Origin of the sequence: Labilibaculum sp., assembly GCF_963664555.1 — a bacterium.
In the GTDB taxonomy this organism is placed as follows: Bacteria; Bacteroidota; Bacteroidia; order Bacteroidales; family Marinifilaceae; genus Labilibaculum.
Window position 1 is genome coordinate 4,630,146 of sequence record NZ_OY761461.1, and the last position, 17,859, is coordinate 4,648,004.

Below are 17,859 nucleotides of genomic sequence, written 5' to 3' on the forward strand. Positions count from 1 at the left end.
GGATTACAATAATTTCAAAATCAAAAATCCTTTCTTACATTCGAATCCGAAAATCAAAAATCATGAAAAAAATAATCAATCCTTATATCGAAACAGAAAATGGAAACTGCTTTGGCTGCTCTCCAAAAAACAAACAAGGCCTGCAAATGGAATTCTTAGAAGATGGTGATTTCATTATCTCGAAGTGGGATCCAAAAGCTCATTTATCTGGATTCAAAAACATATTACACGGAGGAATTCAAACTGCCATTCTCGATGAAATTGCTTGCTGGGTAATATTTGTAAAATGCCAAACCAGTGGAGTAACCACAGCCTTAAATGCAAAATTCAGAAACGCTGCTTTTACAGATAAAGGATTGCTGACAGTACGGGCTCAATTGATTTCTCAAGAAAAGAAATTTGCGAACATTCATGCTGAAATATTGGATGAAAATGGAAAAGTTTGCTCTGAAGCCGACGTACAGTATATGATATTTCCTGCTGAGATGGCTCGTAAAAAATTCGGATACCCAGGAATAGAATCATTTTACGAATAGAATTATACAACATTAAGATCTTCTTTGCATCTCTTCCATCGTTTTTCTTCCATCTCCATAAACCTCCCGAATTTATAAGGTGGATCAATTGAAATATTCATAATCTCGTTGGTAAACGGATGATGAAAATGAAGCCCTGTTGCGCACAGGAACAACCCTTTCCTGCGCAAAATATCACCTTCACTTCCATATAATTTATCGCCCAAAATTGGAGTTCCCATTCCTGCCATGTGAATTCTCAACTGATGAGTTCTTCCTGTTTTTGGAAACAAATGAACCATATTTAAGGACTGGTTACGAATCGACTTATTTCTTTTAATTACCTGAAACGAACTAATCGAATCCTTACCATCAACAGGCATATCAACTTTTCCTTTATCAGGCAAACTGCCTATAACCACAGCTGTATATTGTTTGCTGATAGTTCTATTTTCGAATTGCGCTCCTAAGCCACCAATTGCCTGAGATGTTTTTGCTATTAACAAGAGACCACAAGTTGGTTTATCAAGACGGTGAACAGGACGGAAAACGGGTAATGCATCCATACATGATGACAATTTCAGATTAAAAGGCAATGCATTTTGAATGGATCGATATAGATTCCCGCTTACCGAAACTCCAGCAGGTTTATTAATCACAGCAATATGTTCATCTTCATAAATAACCTCGAGCTCCAATTCAAATACCTTTGCAGGAGGCAATTCCAAATCGCACAGGTCTATTCGCTGGCCTGATTCTACCCAAAACCCAGTTTTTGCAACAACACCATCCACCAGAACCATCCCCTTCTTTATCGCCTTTTTCATCCCTTGATGAGATGAAATTGAAACAAAAACAGAAGGAGCATAATCCTGCAAACGAATATCGCCTATACTCTCAGGAACAACATGCGTTTCGATTACTTTCACAATAATTTAGTTTAAGTTTCTATACCTGAAAGATAAAACAAAATCAGGACAGTATTTGCCTTAGATCAACACTCAATAAAAAATTGTCATTATTCTGTAACATACAGTTCAAACACTTGATTTACTATAACTTCAGCATGTAATTTTAATTTTTAACAAATTAAAACAATAATATTATTTCCTCCTGCAAACCTTTGTTTCTGACAAAAGTCAGTATTTCAATGGGAAGACAAAAAAGTTTTTAATTTTGAAATTTAAAAATTTTACTACTTTTGCGCCTTATTATAAAGGCATCATCTGGGAAACTGGTAGTTTCCAGTAAAAAAGCAATTGTTTTTTTAACTGGCCAAAAAACAAAAGGATGAAGAAGACAAATGCTGCCCGCATTTTAGATCGGGCAAAAATTGAATACGAAATTATCGATTACGATGTGGATCCAATAGAATTGGGAGCCGAACGTGTAGCCGAAAAAACAGGTCAGCATATTCAATTTATCTTCAAAACACTTGTCCTTACCGGAGATAAAACAGGAACAACTATTGCTTGTATTCCCGGAGCCTCCGAACTAAATCTTAAAGCATTCGCAACTCTTAGCGGCAATAAAAAATGTGCAATGGTTCCCATGAAAAACATTCAGGAACTTACAGGCTATATTCGGGGTGGCTGTTCTCCGCTGGGAATGAAAAAAGATTACCCGATTTTTATGGATCTTAGTGCTCTTAAGCTTGATTATATTTTAATTAGTGCCGGCATCAGAGGCAAACAACTAAAGCTAAATCCACATGATTTATTAAAAATATCAGGTGCCGCAACCGGAGCAATATCTACCTTAAAATCCCAAACTACATGATAAAAAGCAAAGCGATTATTTGGGATTACAACGGAACACTTTTGGATGATCTGTCGATAGGACTTAAAAGTATCAACCAAATGCTGATAAAGAGAAAACTTCCCGTATTAAGTCAGGAAAGTTATAGAGATGTTTTTACTTTTCCGGTAAAAAAATATTACGAATCTGTTGGATTCGATTTTGAAAAAGAAGATTGGGATTGTACAGCAAAAGAATTTATATCCAATTACAAATCCTTATTGCCCGAATCAAGTATCTTTCCTGAAGCCATTCAACTTCTTTCCCATTTTTCGTCTTTGGGTAAAAAACAATTTATCCTGTCGGCAATGGAACAAAACATGCTGAATGCTTCGGTTGCAAATGAAAATATCAGCAATTTTTTCTCCGAAATTTCAGGCATTGATAATATTTACGCCAGTTCGAAAATTAAGAACGGAATAAAAATGATCGAAAATCACCAGCTAAGTGCAAAGGATGTCTGCCTATTAGGTGACACGACGCACGACTACGAGGTAGCTCAGGAATTAGGCTGTAATTGTATATTAATTGCCGCAGGACATCAATCTATTACAAAATTAAAACAGACAGGTTGCCCCATTGTGGTCAATCATCTTAACGATATTATAAAGAATTAAACAACCATTTTTAGTAACTACTATTTTTAAAACTAAACAATCATTTTAAGATGAAAAAATTACTTGTAATCTTTGCTATTCTGGCTTCCTTCGCAGTTAATGCGCAAAACTTTCAGTTGCACCGCGATTTAGACCGTAATCAATTCACCTCTACTTTCGAAATGTTTAAAATGGACAAATGGGGTAACACTTTTACTTTCGTAGATTTTGATTACGATGCAGAAAATGGAATCAACCAAGGTTATTTTGAGATTGCCCGTGTTTTTAAGACAGAAAAAATGCCTTTCGGTATTCACATTGAATACAATGGTGGTGTTGGAAATGCAGAAACTCCAATTGGAGATTTTGGGTACACAATTAACAACGCATGGATTTTAGGTTTAAACTATGCAAAAGGTGGTGCAAAATCTGGATTCTCAACTTATGCAGGTTACAAAGCAATTAAAAATGCTGACGAGGCTAACTTCCAAATCACTGGAACCTGGTATGTAAACTTCTTAGAAGGTAAAATGACTTTCTCAGGATTTGCAGATCTTTGGACTGAAAACGGTTTATCTGATGACACTGTATTCTTAACTGAGCCTCAGATTTGGTACAACGTTTCTAAAAACTTATCTCTTGGTAGTGAAATTGAAATCTCTAACAATTTTGCCGGTGACGATTTTAAAGTTCGTCCTACTTTAGCTGTAAAATGGAATTTCTAATTCAAACCGAATTAAAAACAAACAATCATGTTAGATAAGTTTTTTAATATCACAGGGCAAGGTTCAAACATGAAGACAGAGATTGTCGCAGGTTTAACCACATTTGCTACAATGGCCTATATTTTGGCTGTAAATCCATACTTTCTCTCCGTTGCAGGAATGGATTATGGTGCTGTAATGACTGCAACTGCATTATCTGCAGTAATTGCTACATTAGTTATGGCTTTGGTTGCTAAACTTCCTTTTGCTTTGGCTCCGGGAATGGGACTAAATGCATTTTTCGCGTTCACTGTTTGCGGTGTAATGGGATGTAGTTGGCAATTGGCACTTACAGCTGTATTTGCTGAAGGTATCATTTTCCTTTTGCTTACTTTCTTTAATGTGCGCGAAGCCATTATCAATTCAATCCCAACCAACATCAAACACGCCATTTCGGTAGGTATTGGTTTGTTTATTGCTTTTATCGGATTAGCGCATAAAGATGTTGCAATTATTGTGCAGGGACAAGGAGTTCCTGTTCATTTAGGAAATCTTCATTCTGCAGGGGCATTGCTTTGTATTTTAGGTATCATTGTTATTGGCCTGCTTTTGGTTCGCAATGTTAAAGGTTCAATTTTAATTGGTCTTCTGGCTGTAACTGCAGTTGGATTGATTCCAGGAATAGACGTTACAAGTCTTCCTAAAGATGGTGGTATTGTAAGTCTTCCTCCATCATTAGAGCCTATCTTTTTCAAATTTGTAGGATTTGAAGAGGTGCTTTCATGGAAATTTGTTTCTATCCTATTCGTTTTCCTTTTTGTAGATATGTTCGACACTGTCGGAACTCTTGTAGGTGTATCTTCAAAAGCAAATCTTTTGGATGAAGAAGGAAGAGTACCCCGCGTTAAACAAGCTCTTTTTGCCGATGCTATTGGTACTACTGTAGGTGCAGTATTGGGCACATCAACTGTAACAACTTACGTTGAAAGTGCTGCCGGTGTAGCTGAAGGTGGAAAAACAGGTATGACCTCATTGGTTGTGGCATTCATGTTCTTCCTGGCCTTATTCTTCACACCACTTTTCACAATGATTCCTGCGGCTGCCAGTTCATCAGTTCTTGTAATCATCGGTATTTTCATGATGAGTCCAATCACAAAAATCAACTTTGATGATTACTCAGAATTCATTCCGGCTTTCCTTACCATGATTATGATGCCTCTTGCATACAGTATCGCAGAAGGTATTGCATTCGGTATGCTTTCCTATGTAATCTTAAAAGTACTAACAGGCCGTTACAAGGAACTAAACATTGCAATGATTTGTATTGCCTTTTTATTTGTACTGAAATACATTTATAATATTGGTGAGTAATCGCAGTTTCTCATATTCTAAAACCCTTTTCACTCTTATGTGGAAAGGGTTTTTCTTTTGCCAAAATTCCGGATCGAATCAAACCAGTTTCAGCAACAGCAAAATTCTATTACATCCTCTTGTCAACCATTCCCCCACCGTAATAATGCAAGTTTTTTTTTTGATTTCGAGAACAAACACCTACCCCCCTCTAAATTATGGTCGTTAAAGGTATTAGCCAGCCGTTTACTTTGAAAAAGATCCTTCACTACCAATCGAAATGATTTTTTAGTTGAAAAATCACCTTGAATGACCGATCAGAGCAAAATCGACCTTGAAAAATGACTTTGCACAACAGTTCATTCGAATTTTCAGTTGGTAAATTAACCGCACTATCAGTAGAGGCGATTTTTTAATTGAAAAATCGTCTTGCATAACAAGCAATGTTAAAAGTCATCTTGAAAAACGGCTTTGCTCATCAATCAAGTTGATTTTTTAAGGCCAAAAAGGACTTTGCACAACGTGCATACACATTTACCAAAACTCAAACTCTCAATATTTCTTGTTTACTCTCATTTTGAGATTCCCGATATTGGAACAGAGGATTTTTGTGCATATTCTCAAACCCATCAAAGAGCTCAATCAATTCTCAAAACCATGTAAAAAATTTACAATTCAATCAGTCTAAATGTCTAATTCAACAAACTCTACCTCAAAGTGAATTCATCACACGGGCACAACAAACATCATCTGCTTACACCATAAATTTTATCATTCAAGCAAACAATAGTACTGTTAGTCAAAACAACTTTATTCTTTCCTCGTAAAAAACAACATGTTACATCCAAATTAAGCTGAAGATATGAGGACTAAAATATTCTTAGGTTGGGCATTTCTTATTATATCAGGAATAATTTCCTGTTCCACATCGGAAGAAGATATGAATATGGAGATTCAAATTACCAATTCTGTGAATATTGAAGAAAATGCAATGGTGAACTGCATTTTAGAAGACCTTCTTTGCGAGGTGGAAAAAAATGTGATTGCAACTGACTCTGGTACAAAGACAAAAGACAACACCAAAAGAGATTCAATTCCAGTTATTAAAGTAAGCGGTGACGATGAACTTCAAACATCCACAAAAACAATAAGTATCAACTATGGATCAAGTAATCATACCGATCATCTGGGAAGATTAAAGCGTGGACAAATACACAATGAAATTTCAGGGAGATACATGACGAATCAAACTCTTCAATCTATTCATTTTGAAGAATTTTGTATTAATGATCTAAACATAGAAAATCGTATTGAAATTACATCGAATGGATTCAACGAATTTGATCAGCTAAGCTTTACTATTTCGTACGACAATATTGTTTTCACCTCTTCAAACGGATTACAATACAGTATTTCAGGTACAAAAACCAAAGAATGGATTGACGGATACAGCACCCCGGAAAACCCATGGGATGATCAATTTCTGGTTTCCGGTGAATGCCATGGAATCAATTCTGAAAACAGAGAATATCATTCAAAGATATCAACACCATTGTTAATAAGTCGCTCGTGCGAATTCATTTTATCCGGCGAAACTGAATTTCAAGTAGAAAATGAATCGGTATTTTATAGTTTTGGAGATAGGATGTGCGATAATAAGGGATACTACATCCGAAATGGCAAGACAAATAATTTTGAATTTGGCAGATATTCTTTTAGAAAAATAACCCAATAAATTTCTTGATGCATAAATGGTAATTTAGTTAGTATTAGACAAGAAAAGCCCCAAATTGAGGCTTTTCATTTATATCTACATGCAAGAGATTCTTCTTTATTTTTCCTTGCTTCCTTTAATCGGCTTTGAAGTATCTGGTAAAATCAAATTCAAGATAACTCCCACCAAAGAAGCAAGACCAATTCCTGCCAAAGAGAAGGTTCCATATGAAATTTGTGCTCCACCAATTCCTACGGTTAGCACAATAGAAATAATCACCTGATTTCTGGTTTTTGAGAAATCTGTCTTGGCATCAATTAATGTTTTGATTCCAATACTGGCAATCATACCGAACAACAGCAGCATAATTCCACCCAAAACGGCTTGTGGAATTGTTTTAAGAAATGCACTTACTTTTCCGATAAGGGAAAATACTACTGCCGTAATTGCAGCAATTCTCAATACTCGCGGATCTGTAACTTTAGTTAATGCTATTGCTCCGGTTACCTCAGAATAAGTTGTATTTGGTGGTCCTCCAAAAAATCCAGCGAAAGCTGTTGCGATACCGTCTCCAAGAAGTGTTCTGTGCAGACCAGGATCTTTAACAAATTTCTTGTCAGCCACTCCTCCAATGGCATACATATCTCCTACGTGTTCTATAATTGGGGCAAAAGCAACAGGAAGCATATACAATACAGCACCCCAGTTTAATTCCGGACGAACAAAATCCGGCAAGGCCAACCATGCCGCATCATTAATTGGCGTAAAATCAACTTTTCCTAATACTACTGAAAGGATATAACCTACAATAATTCCCACAAAAATAGGAATCAACTTAATCATTCCTTTACTATAAACAACGATAACAACTGCCGTTAATAAAGCTGCAGAGGAAATGATCCAATTTGTTTTCGCCATATTTACAGCTACCGGGGCTAGCGAAAGACCAATGATCATAATCACAGGACCAACAACAATAGAAGGGAAAATTTTCTCGATAATACGTAATCCCCATACTTTAATTATAGCAGAGACAACTCCATATACCAAACCAACAGCAACCAGTCCCGAAAGAGCTCCCGGCAGGCCGTATAATTCTGTGGCGGCTACAATTGGGGCAATAAATGCAAAACTACTGCCTAAAAAAACAGGAACCTTACCTTTTGTGATTAAATGAAAAATCAAGGTTCCGATTCCTGCTGTAAATAATGCAACTGATGGGTCAATACCGACTAACAAAGGGACGAGGACTGTTGCTCCAAAGGCAACAAATAAGAACTGAATCCCGATAATAATTCTTTTCGCGGGACTATCAAAGTTCGGCGCGCTGGTTTCTTGAGATAGGATCATAAAATAGGTTTATATTTTTTACAAATTGGCGCAAATATAGCAAGGATGCCTCGAAGAACAAATTCGAATAGTTCTTTTTAAAGAAGCTCACTTTATTATGGTCAAGCACAATACACAATAAAATCAAGTGCCTCAAACACTCAAGCTATCTTAAATTTACATTCAAAAAAAAGGAAATTAATCACTGACCACGAACAGACTTCGGCTTATTCCCGATAAATCTAATTTCAAAGGAAATCTGAAATTATTTAGAACTTGATATCACGAACCATTAATTGAGTTTCAACTTTTCCCATGTACTCATTCTCCTGAAGTGAATAACAGACATCAAATGGAACACCACTCGAAATTTTAGGATACAAATTGCCCATTGAAAAGGCAATGCCTGCTTTTACATCTCCTTCGCGGATATCATCAACAACCGAAAGTTTAAGATGTTCCTTATTTCTTCCTACCGGACGACTGTAACCGTAATCAAGAACTTGTTCGCTCACAAAAACCGGGGTCATGTTTTTTGGCCCGAAAGGCTCAAACTGCTTAATAATCCGGAAAAATTTAGGGGTAATATCAGATAATTTTATATTTGCATCAATCTTAACCTGAGGAACCAACATATCTTCTGAAATGTTATTTACCACATAATCTTCGAAACGTTTTTGGAACTCTCCAACATTCTCGATTTTCATAGTTAAACCTGCCGCATACTTGTGACCACCAAAGTTTTCCAGTAAATCACTACATTCCGAAATTGCATTGTACAAATCAAAACCATCAACCGAACGAGCACTGCCGGTTGCAAAACCATTTGACTCTGTAAGAATTACTGTTGGTTTATAATAATTCTCAATCATTCGAGAAGCAACAATACCAATCACTCCTTTGTGCCAGTTACGATCAAAAAGAACAGTGCTTTTTTTAGCAAGCAACGCGCTGCTTTTTGCAACTCTTTCTAACGCTTCATCCGTAATACTATGATCCAATTCTTTGCGATCTTCGTTCATCACATCAATTGTATCTCCTATTAATATGGCCGACTCCTCAGTATCGGCAATCAGCAATTGAACTGCCCGGTTGCCCGATTGAATTCTTCCGGCAGCATTAATTCTTGGGCCGACTTTAAAAACAATATCGTTTACTGTCAAATCTTTGTCAACTCCGGCTAAATTCAATATTGTTTTCAAACCTAATCTAGGAGAATTATTCAGTTGTATTAATCCAAAATAGGTCAGCACTCTGTTCTCGCCGGTAATTGGGACAATATCCGAAGCGATACTAACAGCCAATAAATCCAGTAATGGCATTAACTCCTCAAACGGCCATGCCATTTTTTGAGCCAATCCCTGCATTAACTTAAAGCCAACTCCGCAACCAGATAAAGCATCACAAGGATAATCGCAGTCCAATCTTTTAGGATCGAGAACTGCAATCGCCTCAGGCAAAATATCACCTGGAGTATGATGATCACAAACGATAAAATCAATGCCTTTTTCTTTCGCGTATGCAATTTTACCAACAGCCTTTATTCCACAGTCCAGTGCAATTATTAAACTGAAATTATTATCCGCCGCATAATCAATCCCTGCTGTCGAAACGCCGTAACCTTCCGAGTAACGATCAGGAATGTAATAATCTATAAAATCGAAGTGTTTTTTAAGATAGGTATAAACAAGAGAAACAGATGTAGTTCCATCAACGTCATAATCGCCATATACCATAACTCTTTCTTGTTTCAGAATCGCTGTCTCGATTCTTTCAACAGCTTTATCCATATCTTTCATTAGGAAAGGATCGTGCAGATCATCAAGGCTGGGACGAAAAAATTTCTTTGCCATATCGAATGTAGTAATCCCACGTTGCACCAGCAAGTCAGCGACTAAACGATCAACACCAAGTGATTCCATTAGTGATGTTACCGTTTCTTCATTTCCCGGCTCATTGATTACCCATCTCTTTTCCATACTCTAGAATTTGGCTAGCTAAATTAGTCAATTTCAAGCGTCATAGCAAACAGTTTACTGATATGCTTCTTCAAATTATGTTTTACTTCTTCAATATCAAGCTCTTTGCCCAATTCTTTTTTTAAGGATGTTACTCCTTTATCAACAAATCCACACGGATTGATGTACTCAAAATATTTAAGATCGGTATTTACATTAAAAGCAAAACCATGCATACTTACCCATCTGCTAATTCGTACACCAATAGCACAAATCTTACGAACAGTAGGTTTTCCAACATCCAGCCAAACTCCTGTCGCGCCTTCTAACCGCGTTCCAAGAATTCCGTAATCGGCAATACAGTTAATAACAGCTTGCTCCAGAGTTTCGATGTACAATTTGATTCCCATGTCGTAGGTTTCCAAATTTAAAATCGGATAACCAACAATCTGTCCCGGCCCGTGATAGGTAATATCTCCCCCGCGGTTAATTTTATGAAAAGTTGCCTCTTTTGCCTGAAGCTGCAATAAATCAAGAAGCATATTTTGTTCTTTCCCGCTTTTTCCAAGCGTATAAACGTGTGGATGTTCGCAAAACAACAAATAATTATTTGATAATTTTTTCTGATCAGCTGGAAGATCGGCATTAGCCAGCTTGGATGTCAGAACTTCATTAAACAAATTTTCCTGATAATCCCATGCTTCTTTATAATCAATCGATCCAAGATCGCGAAATACAGTCTTAGTCATCTTTCAAACTCTGTTTTAAGTTTAACGCATTAACATGACGTTCTGCATGATAAGAAGAACGCACAAGAGGTGTACTTTCAACAAATGCAAAACCTTTTTCCAGACCAACAATCTCATATTTTTTGAATACCTCCGGAGTAATGTACTCCTGAACTTCCAAATGATTTTTTGTTGGCTGCAAATACTGACCAATAGTCATAACTCGAACTCCTACCTCAAGCAAGTCATCCATCACCTGGTAAATCTCTTCTTCTTTCTCGCCTAACCCCAGCATTATTCCTGATTTTGCAACAATACCTGCATCAGAAATTTGCTTTAACACCTTCAAACTAAGATCGTATTTGGCTTTGCTTCGAACTTCACGGGTTAATCTTCGAACGGTTTCCAAATTATGAGAAATCACCTCCGGATTCATATCAATCACTCTTTGAATGTCCTCCTCTTTTCCATTAAAATCGGGAATTAAAACCTCAAGTGTAGTTTCAGGTGTTGTTTCTTTGATGCATTTGATGGTTTCAGCCCAAATTCCTGATCCACCATCTTCCAAATCATCACGATCTACAGAAGTAATCACCGCATGCTTAAGACTCATCAACTTAATTGAACGAGCTAATCTTTTGGGTTCTTTCCAATCAGCCTCAAGTGGCTTACCTGTTGGAACATTACAAAATTTGCAGGCACGTGTACAAATATTCCCTAAAATCATAAAGGTAGCCGTCCCATTTCCCCAACATTCTCCAACATTCGGACATTTTCCGCTCGAGCAAATAGTATGTAATCCGTTCTCCTTTACTATTCCATTCACATATGCATAATCGTCACCCTTTGGCAACTGTATTTTCAACCAATCTGGTTTTCTTCTTGTCTTCATTTAACTACTGCTTAATTTTTCCTGATGATTCAAAACTCTTTAGGATTTTTTTATCAATGATTCACAACCGATCAAAACACCATCAGGAATCAATTGATATTCAACAACAAACACTGCAATAAAATTTGATTTGCAAATAAAAATAAATTCATGCAAAGGTATTCGAAACATTTTAACTTTTCATGAAATACCTTATATTTTTGCCTCTTTCGTGAATGTTTTGTTATCCTTATTCAATCTAAATACTATTAATTTTATGCAATATTACCAATTATATTTGGCTTTGCAATAACATTTGAAACGACACATTTTTCGATTAAGAAATGGTATAATTCACTAAGAATAGAAAATAAGCTCCGTTTAAAAATCTTTTGCAAACTCCCTAATCTGGCAGACACAATCAATTCTCATCTTTTTATCAGCGCAATTGGCATTAAATCGGATAAGTAAAGCTATTGAAATTAATTATTTGGACAGATTATATTATCTTTGCACCCGAATAAACTTTATTGAGATTAAGATGAATGCGTTAGAACTTAGTGAACAAGAAATCATTAGAAGGAATTCCCTTAAAGAATTGCAGTCTATGGGTATCAACCCATTTCCTGCAGCACAATATCATGTAAACAGCTTTTCTTCAGATATTCTGAAAGATTTCGATCCTGAAAAGAAAAACCTGCAGGAGGTTTGTATCGCAGGTAGAATCATGAGTCGAAGAATTATGGGTAAAGCTTCCTTTCTTGAACTTCAGGATTCGAAGGGAAGAATACAGGTTTACATTACAAGAGATGATATTTGCCCTGGCGAGGATAAAACTCTATACAACACTGTATTTAAAAAGCTGACTGATATTGGTGATTTTATTGGAATTAAAGGTTACGTATTTGTTACTCAGGTAGGCGAAACTTCGGTTCATGCAACTGAAATGACAATTCTTTCAAAATCTATTCGTCCGCTTCCTATTGTGAAGGAAAAAGATGGAAAAATATATGACGCTTTCAGCGATCCTGAAATGCGTTACCGTCAGCGTTATGTTGATTTGGTAGTAAATCCGGCAGTTAAGGATGTTTTCTTGAAAAGAACAAAAATTATCAACTCGATGAGGGAACTTTTCAACAGCAAAGATTACTTAGAAGTGGAAACTCCAATCTTACAGGCTATTCCAGGTGGTGCTTCTGCCCGTCCGTTTGAAACACATCACAATGCATTGGATATTCCTTTGTATATGCGCATTGCCAACGAACTATATTTGAAAAGATTAATAGTTGGTGGATTTGATGGCGTTTATGAGTTTGCGAAAGATTTTCGTAACGAGGGAATGGACCGTACTCACAATCCGGAATTTACAGTAATGGAAATCTATGTTGCTTATAAAGATTACAACTGGATGATGGACTTTACTGAAGAAATGATCGAGAAAGTTGCAATGGATCTTCACGGAAAAACCAAATTGATGGTTGGCGATAAGGAGATTGATTTCAAGCGTCCTTTCAAGCGTATCTCGATGCTTGATTCTATTCTTGAGTTTACAGGAATTGATATCAATGGAATGGATGAAGTACAACTTCGTGAGGTTTGTAAAAAACTGAATATCGAAGCAGATGAAACCATGGGGAAAGGAAAATTAATCGATGAAATTTTTGGTGAAAAATGTGAAGGAAATTACATTCAGCCAACTTTCATTACCGATTATCCTGTTGAAATGTCTCCTCTTTGCAAAAAGCACAGAAACAATCCGGAATTAACCGAGCGTTTCGAGCTAATGGTGAATGGAAAGGAGCTTTGCAATGCCTATTCTGAATTAAATGATCCTATTGATCAGTTGGAGCGTTTTCAGGATCAGAATAAATTAAGTGAAAAAGGTGATGATGAAGCCATGTTTATTGATATGGACTTTGTTCGTGCTCTTGAATATGGCATGCCTCCTACATCAGGAATGGGAATTGGTATTGATCGATTAACCATGTTGATGACCAACTCACAATCTATTCAGGATGTATTGTTCTTTCCTCAAATGAGACCTGAAAAGAAAGTTGCTGTTGACAGTGATGATAAATTTGTTGCTTTGGGAATTGCTCCTGAATGGATGCCGGTAATTCGAAAAGCAGGATTCCAAACTGTAAGAGCTTTAAAGGAAGAAAAATCAACAAAACTTCACCAGGATATTTGTGGGTGGAATAAAAAACTCAAAATGGGATTAAAAAACCCAAGCCAGGAAGAAGTAGCAGAGTGGTTGTCTTAATCCTCTCCTAAAAATATTTTCATATCGGAGGTCGGGAATTTCTCCCTTCTTCCGATATTTAGTAAATTAGAGATCTGACAGTTACAGAAATAATTCTCTAACAACCCCAGACTTATCAATAAATTCATGAACAAATCGTCAAAAATTGCCATAATTGGAGGTGGTAGCTGGGCTACAGCTATTGCAAAAATCCTTATGGAAAATATATCTGAGATCAACTGGTACATGCGTAATCCTGATACAATTGCCCAGTTCAAAGAATTAGGTCATAACCCACGCTACATTACCAGTGCCGAATTTGACATCGACAAAATCAATTTTTCTCATAATATTGATGAAATCGTAACAAATTCAGACATTATTATTTTTGCAATACCATCCGCATTCTTAAAAAACGCACTTAAAAATCTTACGGTAAGCCTTGAAGATAAATTTGTTGTATCAGCAATTAAAGGTATTGTTCCCGATGAAAACATGATTATTGGTGAATTCTTTAATGAAAAATACAATGTGCCAATTGATAACATCGGAGTGATTTCAGGACCATGCCATGCGGAAGAAGTTGCATTGGAACGATTATCATACTTAACTATTGCCTCTCAGAATACTAAGAAAGCAAGAATTTTGGCTTTAAAAATGGAATGTGCCTATATCAAAACAACCATTTCGGATGATATTTACGGAACTGAATATTCTGCTGTTCTAAAAAATGTTATTGCCATTGCTTCCGGTATTTGCCACGGACTTCGTTACGGTGATAATTTTCAAGCCGTGTTGATCTCAAACGCAATTCAAGAAATTAAACGTTTTGTAGATACGGTTCATCCCATCACAAGAGATATTAAAAGCTCAGCTTATTTAGGCGATTTATTGGTTACCTGTTATTCTCAGTTTAGTAGAAACAGAACTTTTGGAACCATGATTGGGAAAGGATATTCTGTGAAATTTGCTCAGCTGGAGATGCACATGATTGCCGAAGGATATTATGCCGTTAGTTGCATCAAGGAAATTAATGATAAATACAAGGTTCACATGCCAATCACCATGGCTGTATATAATATTTTGTACGAAAAAATATCTCCAGCTATGGAAATCAAATTATTAACAGAAGATTTACGTTAAAAATATATTTGTATTGTAAATTTGTCTTTTAATGAACTTTTCATTTTACAAAAGGAAAAATACATATTGCATGAATGCAGAATAAAAGAGATCGAAAAAGCATTCATCAATTATATTTGTTTGAAATACATTTAATTAATTATACACATTAAACCCATTTCTGTCTTTCGCTCTGAGGGGGTATCGGTTCTGACAGATCTGGATTTTACAACTTAATTTGAAAATAATGGAACACATCAAGTTGAGCTTTGAAAAATCTTTAAACTTCCTAAGTAAGGATGAGATTTTCAAATTTAAAGAAGAGAGTCAAAAACATTTAACTGCTCTTCGGGAAGGAACCGGTAAGGGAAATGATTTTGTTGGTTGGGTAGATTTACCTTCTCATATTACTGAAGAAGAGCTAAATGATATCGAAGCAACCGCTTTGTCTTTGAAAGATAAAGTAGAAGTACTTGTGGTTATTGGTATCGGAGGATCGTATCTGGGTGCAAAAGCTGTTAACGACGCTTTGGCTCATAGTTTCGATCAACTGAATATCGATAATGAAAACCCACTTGTATTGTATGCCGGACAAAACATCAGCGAGGATTATCTGTTCGAGTTAATGGATATTTTAAAAGACCTTGAATTTGGTATTTGTGTAATCTCTAAATCGGGAACAACTACCGAACCTGCTATTGCCTTTCGTCTGTTAAAAGAACTATTGGAAGAAAATGTAGGCAAAGAAGAAGCTCGTGAAAGAATTATTGCTATTACAGATGCATCAAAAGGGGCTCTTAGAACCCTTGCAGTTCAGGAAGGCTACAAAACATTTGTAATTCCTGATGATGTTGGTGGTAGATTCTCAGTTTTAACTCCTGTAGGACTGCTTCCTATTGCGGTTGCTGGTCACGACATCAAAGAATTGGTAAAAGGGGCTAAATCGATGCAGGAATATTCAACAACAACTGTTTTCGAAGAAAATCCTGCATTACTATACGCTGCGGCCAGAAATGCTCTTTATGCAAAAGGCAAGGGAATTGAAATTTTAGCCAATTACAATCCTAAATTGCACAATGTTGCCGAATGGTGGAAGCAGCTTTACGGTGAAAGCGAAGGAAAAGAAAACAAAGGTATTTTCCCGGCCAGTGTTGATTTCACGAGTGATTTACATTCAATGGGACAATACATTCAGGAAGGACAACGTAACATTTTCGAAACTGTAATTTCAATTGCGAAACCCAACCATACCGTAATTATTCCTGAAGACAAAGACAATCTTGACGGTTTGAACTTTTTGGCTGGAAGACGCATTGATGCGGTAAATAAAATGGCCGAATTAGGAACCCAATTGGCTCATGTTGATGGTGGTGTTCCAAATCTAAGAATTGAAATGCCTCAGCTGAATGAATTCTATTTGGGTGAATTGCTTTATTTCTTTGAAATTGCCTGCGGTGTTAGCGGTTACATTTTAGATGTAAACCCATTTGACCAGCCAGGTGTTGAAGCATACAAAAGCAACATGTTTGCTTTGCTTGAAAAACCCGGTTTCGAAGAAGAAACAAAAAAAATAAAAGAGAAGTTGTAATTTCAATACAATACCAAGTAAAAGATCAGCTTTAAAGCTGGTCTTTTTTTATGCCTTTTAGCAGAAGCTCTTTTTCCGGCCGTTTTTTCGCACTGAATCGAATTCGTATTTTTTTCCCGGTAAACTGTCCTAAAAAGAAGGCACTCACCATAATTGGATAGGTGTACAGCTGAAAGCCCAAACCGAACAAATGCCGGAACAGGATTACAAATGGAATGGGTGCATGAATGCATACAAACCACATGATTGAGAATTTTTTATACCCTTGCCTGATGAAACCAAAAGGAATATTTAAGCCAAATGTTGAAAGAGCAGCTAATAGCAAATGAATTTCCATATGCACGAATATATTAAGAATATCTGAATTCTTTTACTTTTAGTCATTTTCAACATGCTCTTGTTTTGAAGAATCCCCCAATACTGCTTCCGGTTTTCTGATGTGCTTTAACAAGTTGCAGAACTTATATTCGCCGGCTTTGTCCTGATCCAGGCGCATCACCAATTTTCCGATATCGGCAATTTCCAGAATATAATTCCATAACATCTGATATTGGGTATGATTCTGAATTACCAATTGTTTTCTCCGGCTTAGCATTTCTGTTTTCAGCAAATTCATTTCAGCCATTTTTTTCGTTAATTCCTGAAGTTCCTCCCCCAATTCTATTTTGTATCCTTTTATTTGAAGAGCCGGCAAATTGACCAAGATATTTTGTTCCACCTCTTTTATTCTCATTAAACTCCCCTCTACATTTTTCCTTTTTAAGTCTTGTTTTGCTTCCCTTATTCCAAAATCACCGGCATGTACATTTAACTGTCCCGATGCACGCCGAACGTAGGCATCAATCCGATCCAGAATATACATGATCTCCCCCATAACCTGATAACGTACACTGGTTAGTTTCGATTTTTCGGCGCTTATTGTTTGTGCAGGAGTAAGATTCTGCGTTCTCAAAATCTGAGTCTGCACATTAGCCCTGTAAGCATCGTTAAACTCCGAAGAGAAAGAAGCAAAATATTGCCGGTCACGATTCATCAATTGCAGAAGAAGATCTGCCACAACCGGAAGCTCTTCCAAACGAAACTTATTATACATTTTCCCCATGTTGGTATTGATTTTATTTCCTATTTAAACATTCACAGTTCTTTTGTTTATTTTTTTAATTGCCATCTCTGTTATTTGCTTTCCCCGGAACAACTTTCTCTCTCATATCTAATAATTTATCCTTACAATTTACTAATATTAATAACAGAATTCTTGCAATTTTATTCATAATTTATAATATCTGGTTCAAATTTCATATTATTCTTTTCTTATTCATTAGAATCTTATTCATATCGAATACTT

The 17,859-nt window shown here is 36.3% G+C and carries 16 protein-coding genes; 9 read left to right on the forward strand and 7 right to left on the reverse strand.

Annotation, left to right across the window (positions count from 1 at the left end; translation table 11 throughout):
* Positions 1-62 precede the first annotated feature (62 nt).
* Positions 63-536 carry a PaaI family thioesterase gene (locus ACKU4N_RS18465; protein ID WP_321318916.1) on the forward strand — a complete coding sequence of 158 codons (474 nt, stop codon included), beginning with the start codon at positions 63-65 and terminating at the stop codon, positions 534-536.
* Between the two features lie 2 nt (positions 537-538).
* On the opposite strand, the gene ACKU4N_RS18470 is transcribed toward ACKU4N_RS18465, so the two are convergent.
* Entirely contained in the window at positions 539-1,444 is a 906-nt protein-coding gene (locus tag ACKU4N_RS18470) for an RluA family pseudouridine synthase (protein WP_321318918.1), read from the reverse strand.
* Positions 1,445-1,805: 361 nt separating this feature from the next.
* Between ACKU4N_RS18470 and ybaK the strand changes: the two genes are divergently transcribed.
* The 5 genes from ybaK (at position 1,806) to ACKU4N_RS18495 (ending at position 6,697) form a co-directional block, all read left to right on the forward strand.
* On the forward strand, positions 1,806-2,294 hold the full coding sequence (ybaK, locus tag ACKU4N_RS18475) for a Cys-tRNA(Pro) deacylase (protein ID WP_321318919.1): 489 nt from the start codon (positions 1,806-1,808) through the stop codon (positions 2,292-2,294).
* Positions 2,291-2,929 carry an HAD family hydrolase gene (locus tag ACKU4N_RS18480; RefSeq protein WP_321318920.1) on the forward strand — a complete coding sequence of 213 codons (639 nt, stop codon included), beginning with the start codon at positions 2,291-2,293 and terminating at the stop codon, positions 2,927-2,929. The genes ybaK and ACKU4N_RS18480 overlap by 4 nt, the downstream gene beginning before the upstream one ends.
* A gap of 50 nt (positions 2,930-2,979) precedes the next feature.
* A complete protein-coding gene (locus tag ACKU4N_RS18485) occupies positions 2,980-3,633 on the forward strand; it encodes a DUF5020 family protein (protein WP_321318922.1) in 654 nt (217 codons plus the stop codon).
* A 27-nt stretch (positions 3,634-3,660) separates the two neighbouring features.
* Positions 3,661-4,983 carry an NCS2 family permease gene (locus ACKU4N_RS18490; RefSeq protein WP_321318924.1) on the forward strand — a complete coding sequence of 441 codons (1,323 nt, stop codon included), beginning with the start codon at positions 3,661-3,663 and terminating at the stop codon, positions 4,981-4,983.
* Between the two features lie 841 nt (positions 4,984-5,824).
* Complete coding sequence (locus tag ACKU4N_RS18495; protein WP_321318926.1) at positions 5,825-6,697, forward strand: hypothetical protein; 873 nt, start codon at positions 5,825-5,827, stop codon at positions 6,695-6,697.
* A gap of 96 nt (positions 6,698-6,793) precedes the next feature.
* Here ACKU4N_RS18495 and ACKU4N_RS18500 read toward each other — a convergent pair whose 3' ends face one another.
* From ACKU4N_RS18500 to lipA, 4 genes are all read right to left on the reverse strand, one after another.
* A complete protein-coding gene (locus ACKU4N_RS18500; RefSeq protein WP_321318927.1) occupies positions 6,794-8,026 on the reverse strand; it encodes a uracil-xanthine permease family protein in 1,233 nt (410 codons plus the stop codon).
* Positions 8,027-8,274: 248 nt separating this feature from the next.
* Positions 8,275-9,984, reverse strand: coding sequence for a single-stranded-DNA-specific exonuclease RecJ (gene recJ / locus ACKU4N_RS18505; RefSeq protein WP_321318929.1), 1,710 nt, complete (start codon positions 9,982-9,984; stop codon positions 8,275-8,277).
* Between the two features lie 23 nt (positions 9,985-10,007).
* Positions 10,008-10,712, reverse strand: a complete 705-nt coding sequence (gene lipB, locus ACKU4N_RS18510) for a lipoyl(octanoyl) transferase LipB (RefSeq protein ID WP_321318930.1) — start codon at positions 10,710-10,712, stop codon at positions 10,008-10,010.
* Complete coding sequence (lipA, locus tag ACKU4N_RS18515) at positions 10,705-11,583, reverse strand: lipoyl synthase (RefSeq protein WP_321318932.1); 879 nt, start codon at positions 11,581-11,583, stop codon at positions 10,705-10,707. Before lipA ends, lipB begins: the two co-directional genes overlap by 8 nt.
* Before the next feature lie 520 nt (positions 11,584-12,103).
* Between lipA and lysS the strand changes: the two genes are divergently transcribed.
* From lysS to ACKU4N_RS18530, 3 genes are all read left to right on the forward strand, one after another.
* The gene (gene lysS, locus ACKU4N_RS18520; RefSeq protein WP_321318934.1) at positions 12,104-13,825 is read left to right on the forward strand and encodes a lysine--tRNA ligase; all 1,722 of its coding nucleotides are present in this window, start codon (positions 12,104-12,106) and stop codon (positions 13,823-13,825) included.
* A gap of 126 nt (positions 13,826-13,951) precedes the next feature.
* Complete coding sequence (locus tag ACKU4N_RS18525; RefSeq protein ID WP_321318936.1) at positions 13,952-14,947, forward strand: NAD(P)H-dependent glycerol-3-phosphate dehydrogenase; 996 nt, start codon at positions 13,952-13,954, stop codon at positions 14,945-14,947.
* A 226-nt stretch (positions 14,948-15,173) separates the two neighbouring features.
* Entirely contained in the window at positions 15,174-16,514 is a 1,341-nt protein-coding gene (locus tag ACKU4N_RS18530) for a glucose-6-phosphate isomerase (protein WP_321318938.1), read from the forward strand.
* A gap of 31 nt (positions 16,515-16,545) precedes the next feature.
* Here ACKU4N_RS18530 and ACKU4N_RS18535 read toward each other — a convergent pair whose 3' ends face one another.
* On the reverse strand, positions 16,546-16,851 hold the full coding sequence (locus ACKU4N_RS18535; protein ID WP_321318940.1) for a hypothetical protein: 306 nt from the start codon (positions 16,849-16,851) through the stop codon (positions 16,546-16,548).
* A 39-nt stretch (positions 16,852-16,890) separates the two neighbouring features.
* Positions 16,891-17,607, reverse strand: coding sequence for a hypothetical protein (locus tag ACKU4N_RS18540; protein ID WP_321318941.1), 717 nt, complete (start codon positions 17,605-17,607; stop codon positions 16,891-16,893).
* Positions 17,608-17,859: the final 252 nt, after the last annotated feature.

Coding starts and splice junctions, on each gene's coding strand:
- ACKU4N_RS18465 (WP_321318916.1), top strand. CDS start 63: ATGAAAAAAATAATCAATCCTTATATCGAAACAGAAAATGGAAACTGC.
- ybaK (WP_321318919.1), top strand. CDS start 1,806: ATGAAGAAGACAAATGCTGCCCGCATTTTAGATCGGGCAAAAATTGAA.
- ACKU4N_RS18480 (WP_321318920.1), top strand. CDS start 2,291: ATGATAAAAAGCAAAGCGATTATTTGGGATTACAACGGAACACTTTTG.
- ACKU4N_RS18485 (WP_321318922.1), top strand. CDS start 2,980: ATGAAAAAATTACTTGTAATCTTTGCTATTCTGGCTTCCTTCGCAGTT.
- ACKU4N_RS18490 (WP_321318924.1), top strand. CDS start 3,661: ATGTTAGATAAGTTTTTTAATATCACAGGGCAAGGTTCAAACATGAAG.
- ACKU4N_RS18495 (WP_321318926.1), top strand. CDS start 5,825: ATGAGGACTAAAATATTCTTAGGTTGGGCATTTCTTATTATATCAGGA.
- ACKU4N_RS18500 (WP_321318927.1), bottom strand. CDS start 8,026: ATGATCCTATCTCAAGAAACCAGCGCGCCGAACTTTGATAGTCCCGCG.
- recJ (WP_321318929.1), bottom strand. CDS start 9,984: ATGGAAAAGAGATGGGTAATCAATGAGCCGGGAAATGAAGAAACGGTA.
- lipB (WP_321318930.1), bottom strand. CDS start 10,712: ATGACTAAGACTGTATTTCGCGATCTTGGATCGATTGATTATAAAGAA.
- lipA (WP_321318932.1), bottom strand. CDS start 11,583: ATGAAGACAAGAAGAAAACCAGATTGGTTGAAAATACAGTTGCCAAAG.
- lysS (WP_321318934.1), top strand. CDS start 12,104: ATGAATGCGTTAGAACTTAGTGAACAAGAAATCATTAGAAGGAATTCC.
- ACKU4N_RS18525 (WP_321318936.1), top strand. CDS start 13,952: ATGAACAAATCGTCAAAAATTGCCATAATTGGAGGTGGTAGCTGGGCT.
- ACKU4N_RS18530 (WP_321318938.1), top strand. CDS start 15,174: ATGGAACACATCAAGTTGAGCTTTGAAAAATCTTTAAACTTCCTAAGT.
- ACKU4N_RS18535 (WP_321318940.1), bottom strand. CDS start 16,851: ATGGAAATTCATTTGCTATTAGCTGCTCTTTCAACATTTGGCTTAAAT.
- ACKU4N_RS18540 (WP_321318941.1), bottom strand. CDS start 17,607: ATGTATAATAAGTTTCGTTTGGAAGAGCTTCCGGTTGTGGCAGATCTT.